Annotated in this window: 9 protein-coding genes; 5 read left to right on the top strand and 4 right to left on the bottom strand. The window is 71.1% G+C overall.

The genetic code is table 11. The annotated features are described in order from the left end of the window. Nucleotides 1–118: 118 nt before the first annotated feature. Nucleotides 119–559: a nitroreductase family deazaflavin-dependent oxidoreductase gene (locus ASD23_RS15625; protein ID WP_056012575.1), complete on the bottom strand. Its 441-nt coding sequence runs from the start codon at nucleotides 557–559 to the stop codon at nucleotides 119–121. 94 nt (nucleotides 560–653) lie between these two features. Continuing rightward, the gene (locus tag ASD23_RS15620) at nucleotides 654–2,090 is read right to left on the bottom strand and encodes a PucR family transcriptional regulator (protein WP_056012572.1); all 1,437 of its coding nucleotides are present in this window, start codon (nucleotides 2,088–2,090) and stop codon (nucleotides 654–656) included. Between the two features lie 119 nt (nucleotides 2,091–2,209). On the opposite strand from ASD23_RS15620, the gene ASD23_RS15615 reads away from it, so the two are divergent. From ASD23_RS15615 to ASD23_RS15600, 4 genes are all read left to right on the top strand, one after another. Next, the gene (locus ASD23_RS15615; RefSeq protein ID WP_056012569.1) at nucleotides 2,210–3,307 is read left to right on the top strand and encodes an alcohol dehydrogenase catalytic domain-containing protein; all 1,098 of its coding nucleotides are present in this window, start codon (nucleotides 2,210–2,212) and stop codon (nucleotides 3,305–3,307) included. A gap of 35 nt (nucleotides 3,308–3,342) precedes the next feature. Next, the gene (locus tag ASD23_RS15610; protein WP_056012566.1) at nucleotides 3,343–4,788 is read left to right on the top strand and encodes an APC family permease; all 1,446 of its coding nucleotides are present in this window, start codon (nucleotides 3,343–3,345) and stop codon (nucleotides 4,786–4,788) included. Nucleotides 4,789–4,958: 170 nt separating this feature from the next. Then, the gene (locus ASD23_RS15605; RefSeq protein WP_056012563.1) at nucleotides 4,959–5,387 is read left to right on the top strand and encodes a hypothetical protein; all 429 of its coding nucleotides are present in this window, start codon (nucleotides 4,959–4,961) and stop codon (nucleotides 5,385–5,387) included. Nucleotides 5,388–5,439: 52 nt separating this feature from the next. After that, nucleotides 5,440–5,985 (top strand): hypothetical protein, encoded by a 546-nt coding sequence (locus ASD23_RS15600; protein ID WP_056012561.1) that lies wholly within the window; start codon nucleotides 5,440–5,442, stop codon nucleotides 5,983–5,985. Nucleotides 5,986–6,078: 93 nt separating this feature from the next. Here the strand turns inward: ASD23_RS15600 and ASD23_RS15595 are convergent, their stop codons facing one another. Then, nucleotides 6,079–6,948 (bottom strand): NmrA family NAD(P)-binding protein, encoded by an 870-nt coding sequence (locus ASD23_RS15595; protein ID WP_056012558.1) that lies wholly within the window; start codon nucleotides 6,946–6,948, stop codon nucleotides 6,079–6,081. Nucleotides 6,949–7,035: 87 nt separating this feature from the next. Here ASD23_RS15595 and ASD23_RS15590 point away from each other — a divergent pair, with 87 nt between their 5' ends. Continuing rightward, nucleotides 7,036–7,737, top strand: coding sequence for a helix-turn-helix transcriptional regulator (locus ASD23_RS15590; protein ID WP_056012555.1), 702 nt, complete (start codon nucleotides 7,036–7,038; stop codon nucleotides 7,735–7,737). A 20-nt stretch (nucleotides 7,738–7,757) separates the two neighbouring features. Here the strand turns inward: ASD23_RS15590 and ASD23_RS15585 are convergent, their stop codons facing one another. Then, a complete protein-coding gene (locus tag ASD23_RS15585; protein WP_056012552.1) occupies nucleotides 7,758–8,789 on the bottom strand; it encodes an LLM class flavin-dependent oxidoreductase in 1,032 nt (343 codons plus the stop codon). Nucleotides 8,790–8,811 lie beyond the last annotated feature (22 nt).

Here is an 8,811-nt window from a genome sequence, read left to right as displayed (position 1 = left end):
CGGCTCTCTTTGGTTAACACCCGCCCCAACGCGGCACAACCCAACAGCACACGGCCGCCCCAACCGGGGCGGCCTTTCCACGTTCACGAGACCGAATCCGCGCGTCGCCGCGCGGGGGTCAGAGCACGACGCGCGTCAGCTTGAACACGGGGATCAGGCGCTCGGTCTTCACCTGGTAGTCAGCGTAGGGCGGGTAGGCCTCGACGGCGCGCGCCCACCAGGTCTCGCGCTCCTCGCCCTCGAGCTCGCGGGCCTCGTAATCGTGCTTCTCGCCGCCGTCCTGCAGTTCGACGTGCGGGTGCTTCTTCACGTTCCAGTACCAGACCGGATGCTTCGGCGCGCCGCCGAGGGAGGCGACGATCGCGTACTCGCCGTCGTGCTCGACGCGCATGAGGGCGGTCTTGCGGAGCTTGCCCGACTTCGCCCCGACCGTGGTGAGCACGATGATGGGCATGCCTCGCAGGGTGTTCGACGTCTCGCCGTTCGACGCCTCGAACGCCTCGGCCTGCTTGCGCGCCCACGCGGACGTGCTCGGCTCGTACTCGCCTTCCAATGGCATGGATCCTCCTCGGTGGTCTCTCGACGATAACCCCGAGCCGGGCTGGAGCATTCCGGCGGACGGGCCGGCGTGCCTCCGCGCTCCCTCGGAGGGCTCAGCGGTCGAGCGCTCGGATCGCGAGCCACGCCGCGGTGCGATCGTCGGGGTTGCCCATCGAGAGGCCGGTGAGCTCCTCGACGCGATGGATGCGATTCGTGAGCGTCTGCCGGTGCACGCCGAGCTGCTCGGCGGCCACGCCCCACGAGCCGTGCTCGGCGAGGTAGACGCGCAGGGTGCGGGTGAGTTCGCCATGCAGGCCGTCGTCGCCGCGCAGGGGGTCGAGCACCTCGGTGAGCCTGGCGTTGTCGCCGGCGTCGAGCCGATCGAGCACGAGGGCAACCGTGGGCAGCGCCCGATAGCGCGACACGGTACGGCCGTCGGTGACCGCGACGTCGAGCGCCTGCCTGGCCTCGGCGGCGGTGCGGGCGAGGGCATCGGATGCCGCGGAGGAGCCGAGCCCGAGCCGCAGCGGTGTGCGGGCATCGGCGGTGACGCCTTCGACCCTGCGCACGAGGTCGTCGACGCGATCGTCACGGAGGAAGCCGAGCACGTGACCCGGCTCCTCGGTGATGAGGTGCACGCTGCCGAGCTCGTCGAGCCATCGGGTGACGAGGCGTTCGAGGTCGACCGACTTCGATCGGGCGGTGAGCGCGAATGCGGTGAGCGAACTCTCGTGCACGCCCCAGCGGCGCAGCAGCGCGGCTGCGGCGGAACCGCCCTCGAGCAGGGTGCCGATCATCACCTCGCGACCGAGGCGCTCGGTCGTCGTGCGGTCGTGCGTGCGGAGGATGAGGTCGAGCAGCGCCGCGGCCTGCGAGGCCAGGTCTCGGCCACGACTCATCGACGCCTCGCGCGAGGAGATGACGAGGTAGGCGCTCAGATCCTCGCCCGTGCCGACGGGATGCACCTGCAGGCCCGGGTGCCGCACGCGCACCGGCCGACTGAACGCGACGGCGACCGCGTCCTGCACGTGGAGCCCGCCCGCGCCCGCGGTCGAGATCACCTGTCCGTGCGGGTCGAGCAGCACTGCCCACCCGTCGATGCGGCGGGCGAGCTCGGCCACGACCGCGGCGACGCCGCCGCGACGCGCGACCTGGGTGAGCACCTTCGTGCCGGTGGTGACGAGCCGGTCCTCAGCGGCCTGGTCGGTCGCGAGCAGGGCGACGAGCAGCGGATGCAGCACGGCGTCGGATGCCTCGGCGCCGATGATGGCCGTGGCGCCTGTCGAATCGACGGCACGCCGGAGCGCCCGGGTCGCCCCGTGGCTGACGAGCACGGCGCCGGCCAACGCGTCGGCGCGAGGTCCCCCTGCGGTGAGCGCCGAGGCGAGGGGCTCGGCACCCGCCACGACGAGGGTCGCGAAGCCGGGGTGGCCGACGACACTGAACTCCTCGAGCCGAAGGGCGGCGTCGACCGGCGTCGCGGGCGGGATGCCGTCGCCGACGAGCTCGCCGCCGAGCACGCGGGCGATCGAGAGCACGTCACGGGCCATGCCATCGAGTGTACGAAATGCCGCGGCATCCGCTGACCTTTCGACATTCTTCGCAGTGACTCGGGACCTCGAGCCTGCCTACCATCGGGCGTACCCCAGCACTGATCCAAGGGAGCATCATGAAAGCCATCGTCTTCCGCGCACCGGAGACGCCGATCGAGGTCGCCGATGTCGAGCTCGCCGCCCCCAAGGCCGGCGAGGTCCGCGTCAAGATCGCGGCGGCGGGCGTCTGCCACTCCGACCTGCACGTGAAGCGCGGGGAATGGGACGCCCCGGCACCGCTCGTCATGGGTCATGAGGGGTCGGGCGTGGTCGTCGAACTCGGCGACGGCGTCACGTCGCTCGCCGTCGGCGACCACGTGGTGCTCTCATGGGTGCCGCCGTGCGGCGAGTGCCGCTATTGCCGGTCGGGCCATGAGGCGCGCTGCCAGAAGGTCGCCACGGTCGTCGCGCCGAAGGGCGTGCTCTTCGACGGCACCTCGCGCCTCTCGCAGGGCGAGGAGTCGCTCCACCACTACCTCGGCGTCTCGTCGTTCGCCGAGGAGGTCGTCGTGCCGGCATCCGGCGCCGTGAAGGTGCGCGACGACGCGCCGCTCGACGTCGTCGCCGTCGTCGGCTGCGCCGTCGCCACCGGCGTGGGCGCCGTGCTCAACACCGCCGCCGTCGAGCCCGGCTCGACGGTCGTCGTCATCGGATGCGGCGGGGTCGGCCTGAACGTCGTGCAGGGCGCCCGCCTCGCAGGCGCCGAGCGGATCGTCGCCATCGACGTGCGAGCCGACAAGACCGCGCTCGCCGTGCAGTTCGGCGCCACCGACCAGATCGACGCCTCGCAGGTCGACGCGGTCGAGGCGCTCTTCGCGCTCATCCCGGACGGCGTCGACTACGCGTTCGACGCGATCGGGCGCACCTCGACCACCGAGCAGGCGATCCGCATGCTCGGCCTCGGCGGCGCTGCCGTCATCGTGGGCCTGCCGCCGACCGGTGCCAAGGCCTCGTTCGAGCCCCTCGTGCTCGCCGAAGCAGACCAGCGCATCCTGGGCTCGAACTACGGCTCGGTGCGCCCCTCCATCGACATCCCCGCGCTCGTCGACCGCTACATGGACGGCCAGCTGAAGCTCGACCCGCTGATCTCGGCTCGCCGCCCGCTCGCCGAGGCCGCCGAGGCGTTCGACGATCTCGAATCCGGCGAAGCGCTCCGCACGCTCCTCATCCCCTGACCGCTGCAGCACCCGACTCACTGGAGAGTTCCCCCATGACCACCACCACCCAAGCGCCGGCCGCCCGAGCCGACGCCCCCAAGGACGCCGGGCTCCGCCGCGGCGTCATGAGCGGACCCGAGCTCGCGGCCCAGGCGATCGCCAACATCGCCCCGAGCGCGGTCATCGCGTTCACCGCGGCCGGCATCTTCATCGGCGCCGGCAACGGCACGATGCTCTCGTTCGTGCTCGCCACGATCGTGATCCTCGCCGTCGGCTACTGCGTCGCGGTGTTCGCCAAGAAGCACGCATCGGCGGGCTCGCTCTACACGTACGTCGCCAAGGGCCTCGGCCCGTTCGGCGCCTACCTCGCGGGTGTCGCCCTGCTCATCGGCTGCTGGGGCATCGCCGCCGGTTCGCTCGGCGGCTCGGTCTCGTACTTCAACCAGTTCCTGCTGCTCATCGGCGTGCCGTTCGAGGGCGTGTTCGCCCAGATCACGCTCGCGATCGTGCTCGGTGGGCTCGCGACGCTCTTCACGATCCGCGGCATCCGCCTCTCGGCGCGCGTCTCGCTCGTGCTCGAGCTCGTCTCGGTCGCGATCATCCTCGTGCTGCTCGTGCTGGCCCTCGTGTGGGCCGGCCCGAACGCATGGGACCCGGCGCAGTTCTCGCTCGAGGGCGTGCCGTTCCAGGGCGTCGCCGCGGGCATGGTGCTCGGCATCTTGGGCTTCGTCGGCTTCTCGTCGGCCGACGCCCTCGGCCGTGAGGCGAAAAATCCGTACAAGGCGATCCCGCGCGCGATCATGTGGAGCGCCCTCGGCGTCGGCGTGCTCTACGTCTTCTCGGCGTACACGCAGATCGCGATCCTCGGCGACGACCTCGCCACGGTCGCGAGCCCGCTCGAGGCGATCTCGGCGCAGATCGGCATGCCCGCCTGGTTCGGCCCCGTGCTCACCTTCGGCGTCGGCGCCTCGTTCTTCGCCGTCGTCGTCGCGCCGCTCAACGTCGTCGGCCGCATCATCTACGTGATGGGCAAGGAGGGCGTCGTCGCCGAGCGCTTCGGCCGCACCCACGAGCGCCACCTCACGCCGCACCGCGTGCTGCTCGTCGCCGGCCCCGCCGCGATCGTGCTCGACGTCGTGCTCCTCGCGATCGGCGTGCATCCGATGGACATCGTCGTGTGGGTCGACACGTATGGCACCTACGGCTACATGGTCGCCTACGCGCTCGTCGCGATCGCGTGCGTCGTCTACACGCGCCGCGAGAAGATGCGCAACGGTCTCGTGTGGGTGTGCGCGACGGTCGCCGTCGTCGCCATGGTCTACGTGTTCTTCGCGAACGTGTGGCCGGTGCCGGCGTGGCCGCTGAACGTCATCCCGTACCTGTTCCTCATCACCATGGTCGCCGCGCTCGCCTGGTACCTGCACCTCGCGAAGCGTCGCCCCGAGGTCATCGCGAACATCGGCAACACCGAGACCGACGCGCTCGAGGGCGTCGGCTAGGGCGCCGCAGAGACCCGCGTTCCATCGTCGTTCGATCGGCGGCGGGGCGCGGCCCCGACCCCGCGCCTCCCTGAGCTCCCCAATCGGCCAGGGAGGCGCGGTCGTGTTCAGGGACTGCGCTGCTCCGCGGTGTTCGGGCGCGGCTTCCGAACACTGGCTAGAGTCTGCGCATGGCGATCTTCAAGCGAACCCCGGCGGTGCCGACCGTGCCGACCGTCTATCAGGGGCTCGCGGGACTCGAGTCGGCCGTCCCGGCCGAGCTCGCCGCGCGGGTCTTCCTCGGCGCGTTCGCGGGCGCCGAGTCGCGACACGTACGGCCGGAGACCGTGCTCGGCATCCTGCAGCGACTCTCCGGCGTCGACGAGGTGCCCGGCATGACCGTGCGCGGCACGCTCACCACCCCGCGGGCACGCTACGCGCTCGACCCGGTCTTCGTGCAGTGCGTGCTGCTCTGGGAGCGCGCACTCATCGCCGGGCGCCTCTCCCGCGGCTCCGAGGCGTATCACCACCTCGTGCTGCTTCCGATGGGGGCCCGAGCGCTCGTCGGAGCCGACCCCGAGGCAGCGGTGCGGACCCTCCTCGACCTGTCGGCCTCCTGAGGTCGGAGGCCGCTTCAGAGGTTCGCCGGGCGCCGTCGCCTAGGCTTCGGACATGTCGCTCGACGCATCCGCACGTCCCGAGGGCGCCATCATCGCTGCCGTGTCGCGGCTTCACGAGCTCGGTTTCCAGGGGGTGCGGGTGGTGGCGAACCACTACGCCACCGGGCACTGGCGGTGTCGCGTCCTGGTGCCGGAGCCGGGCGACATGATCGGTTCGGCCGACGAGCGGAACATCCTCCTGTCGTACACGAACGGCTCGGGTCGGGATGTCTTCGGGGACGGCCGCACCGACTGGGATGTCGTCGCTCTCGCCGACCGGCTCTCCCGAACGGCTCAGGAGCTCCCATCGGCCGCACGGCCGGACCCGCAGTACGCCCCCTGGCTCGCCGAGTTGCGGCGCCGTACGGCGGGCGGCTGGTTCGTGATGTGGGAAGACGCCTACTCGCCGGAGCAGATGTGGGAGACCCGAGGACTGGTGAGATTGGTCTATGCGGATCGCGCCGCCGCAGAGTCGGACGCTGCCGATCCGGCGCATGGCGGCGTCGACGAGAACGGCTGGTCGCTCTCCGGCACGATGCCGGCACCGCCCTCGCCGTGACCGGTCCGCGTCGGAATGCCCGCCGATCGATACCGAGGCGATCGCGAACACCGGCAACACCGAGACCGACGCGCTCGCCCGGTTCCGGCTGCATCAGAGCTGTCGCCGCAGCACGTCGTAGGCCCATGAGGCCAGTGTCGTCGGCGTTGTGCTCTGCACGGTTCGCGGCTGCTCGGCGACGAAGCCGTCGCGGAGCCCGGTGGACATGCCCATGAGTGCGTCGACGAGGGTGTCGGGCATCCCGGCGCCGAGCATCCCGTCGCGCATCGCGTCATCCGGGATCCGTTCGACGCGGAGTGGTCGGCCGGTCGCCTCGGACACGACCTCGGCGACCCGCCGCCAGGTGAGATCCTCCGGTCCGTGCACGGCCTGGACATGCCGGCCGCTCCACTTCGTCGAGAGCAGTCGGGTGACCGCGACCTCAGCGATGTCTCGCGGAGCGACCCAGGCCATCGGCTGATCAACGGGAAGGATGACCTGCAGGCTGCCGGATCGCACCTGATCGAGCTGGAGTTCGAGGTTGCTGAAGAAGTACCCGCAGCGCAGATGGGTGACGTCGGCGCCGGTGGCATCCAGCGCGACCTCGGTGCCGGCGAGTCCGTCGATCTCGCCGGCACCGTGGCGCTTCTCGGCACCGACGCTGCTCTGGAAGACCACCCGCGCGATGCCGTTGTCCTCGACCGCGCGCACCGCGCTCGCCGTGGCGCGGCGGTAGTCGTCGAGCGGATCAGCGCTCGCCGCAGGCGGGTCGACCCAGTAGAGCGCGTCGACACCGGATATCGCTGCGCTCACGGCCTCGACGTCGAGCTGGTCGACCTCGATCGCGTCCACCATCGGCCGGATCTCGGGGTCGAGTCGCTCGAGATCGCGCGCCAGCACGAGGGGGCGCACGCCCGCCCGCACGAGCATGGCGACGACGTGGCGGCCGACATTGCCGGTCGGGGTGGTGACGGCGATTCGCATGATTCGAGTCCTTTCGTCGAGACGATCGACCCAAGGTAGCGACGGTGGCGGACAGATCACGGCCGCGATTACACGCAGAATGGAGGAGTGGAGAGCGATCCGACCGCGCGCGCCCTGACCCTGCTGTCGGTGCTCCAGGCAGGCGCCGACTGGAGCGCGGCCGCGCTCGCCGAGCGGCTCGGCATCAGCGCCCGAACCGTGCGGCGAGACGTCGATCGGCTCCGCGGGCTGGGCTACGCGATCACTGCGAGACCCGGGCCCGGGAGCGTGTACCGGTTGGGCGCGGGGGCGACGATTCCGCCGCTGCTCTTCACCGCCGACGAGATCGCGGCGATCGTCGCGGGCCTGCGTCTGATCGCGCCGCGACTGCAGGGGGACGAGAGCGCCCAGGTCGCCCTCGCGAAGCTCGAGCAGGTGCTGCCGCCCGGGCTCCGCCGTCGCGCCGACGCGATCGACCTCGCCACCGAGGTGCTCGAAGAGGAGCACGCCGTCGCGGCGCAGGACGTCGGCATCGTCGCCGACGCCGTGGCGGAGGCCGGACGCATCCGGTTCGCCTACCTCGACGGGAACGCGGTCTCGTCTGCACGACTCGTCGACCCGTATCGGCACGTGCTCAGAGCGGGACGCTGGTATCTCGTCGGCTTCGATCTCGACCGCGACGAGTGGCGCACATTCCGCTTCGACCGCATATCCGGCGTCGAGCGCGTGCCGGGCACGTATCGGAGGCGGGAGTTCCCGGATGCCTCGATCGGCCGCTGGTTCGCCACGGACTTCGGCAGGCTCGGCTGAGCGCCGCCGTCACAGGGTGTTCAGCGGTTCGCGGGCTCCCAGCCGAGGCTCGGCGCGACGTGCTCGGCGAAGGCCGTGATGAGTCGCAGATTGAACTCGACGCCGAGCTGGCTCGGGATCGTGAGCATGAGCGTGTCTGCCTCGCGGATCGCGGCATCGCGCAGCAGCTGCTCGACCAGCTTGTCGGGGGTGCCGGCGTAGGTCTTGCCGAACGTCGAGCGCATGCCGTCGATGTAGCCGACGCCGTCTCCGTCTTGACGGCCGCCGAAGTAGAGCTCGTCTTCGGCCGTCGTGATCGGGAAGATCGAACGGCTCACCGAGGTGCGCGGCTCGCCGGGGTGGCCGGCCTCGCGCCACGCCGCGCGGAAGGTCTGGATCTGCTGCGCCTGCAGCTCGTCGAAGGGCATGCCGCGGTCTTCGGTGAGGAGAGTCGACGACATGAGGTTCACGCCGCGACGACCGGCCCACTCGGCCGAGTCGCTGTTGCCGGCGCCCCACCAGATGCGCGAGCGCAGGCCGGGGGAGTAGGGCTCGATCCGCTGCAGGCCGCTCGCGCCGCCGCCGAACGGCGACGAGGCATCCGCTTCGGCGATGCCCTTGCCCTCGACCGCCTCGAGGAACCGGTCGAAGTGCGCGCGTGCGATATCGGCGCCGCGAGGGTCCTCGGAGCCGGTGTACCCGAAGGCCTCGTAACCGCGCACGACGGTCTCGGGTGATCCCCGGCTGACGCCGAGTGCGAGCCGGCCGCCCGAGATGAGGTCGACGGCTGCCGCCTCCTCGGCGAGGTGGAGCGGGTTCTCGTACCGCATGTCGACGACGCCGGTGCCGACCTCGATGTGCCGGGTGCGCGCCGCGATCGCCGCGAGGAGCGGCATCGGCGACGCCTGCTGGCGCGCGAAGTGGTGCACGCGGAAGTACGCGCCGTTCACGCCGAGCTCATCCATGCCCTGTGCGAGGTCGATCGCCTGCAGCATGGAATCCGCGGCAGAGAGCTCGCGGCCGCCGCCGAGCGGGCCGTAGTGTCCGAATGAGAGCGTTCCGAAGCGTTGCACGACAGGTGGAACGACCGCGCGT

The sequence above is a fragment of the Agromyces sp. Root1464 genome (genome assembly GCF_001427265.1).
GTDB lineage: Bacteria > Actinomycetota > Actinomycetes > Actinomycetales > Microbacteriaceae > Agromyces > Agromyces fucosus.
This window is presented reverse-complemented; position numbering and strand designations above follow the sequence as displayed.

What these genes read in the sequence shown, in the direction of transcription:
- ASD23_RS15605 (WP_056012563.1), top strand. Translation starts at nt 4,959, where the DNA reads ATGGCGATCTTCAAGCGAACCCCGGCGGTGCCGACCGTGCCGACCGTC.
- ASD23_RS15620 (WP_056012572.1), bottom strand. Translation starts at nt 2,090, where the DNA reads ATGGCCCGTGACGTGCTCTCGATCGCCCGCGTGCTCGGCGGCGAGCTC.
- ASD23_RS15595 (WP_056012558.1), bottom strand. Translation starts at nt 6,948, where the DNA reads ATGCGAATCGCCGTCACCACCCCGACCGGCAATGTCGGCCGCCACGTC.
- ASD23_RS15600 (WP_056012561.1), top strand. Translation starts at nt 5,440, where the DNA reads ATGTCGCTCGACGCATCCGCACGTCCCGAGGGCGCCATCATCGCTGCC.
- ASD23_RS15610 (WP_056012566.1), top strand. Translation starts at nt 3,343, where the DNA reads ATGACCACCACCACCCAAGCGCCGGCCGCCCGAGCCGACGCCCCCAAG.
- ASD23_RS15625 (WP_056012575.1), bottom strand. Translation starts at nt 559, where the DNA reads ATGCCATTGGAAGGCGAGTACGAGCCGAGCACGTCCGCGTGGGCGCGC.
- ASD23_RS15615 (WP_056012569.1), top strand. Translation starts at nt 2,210, where the DNA reads ATGAAAGCCATCGTCTTCCGCGCACCGGAGACGCCGATCGAGGTCGCC.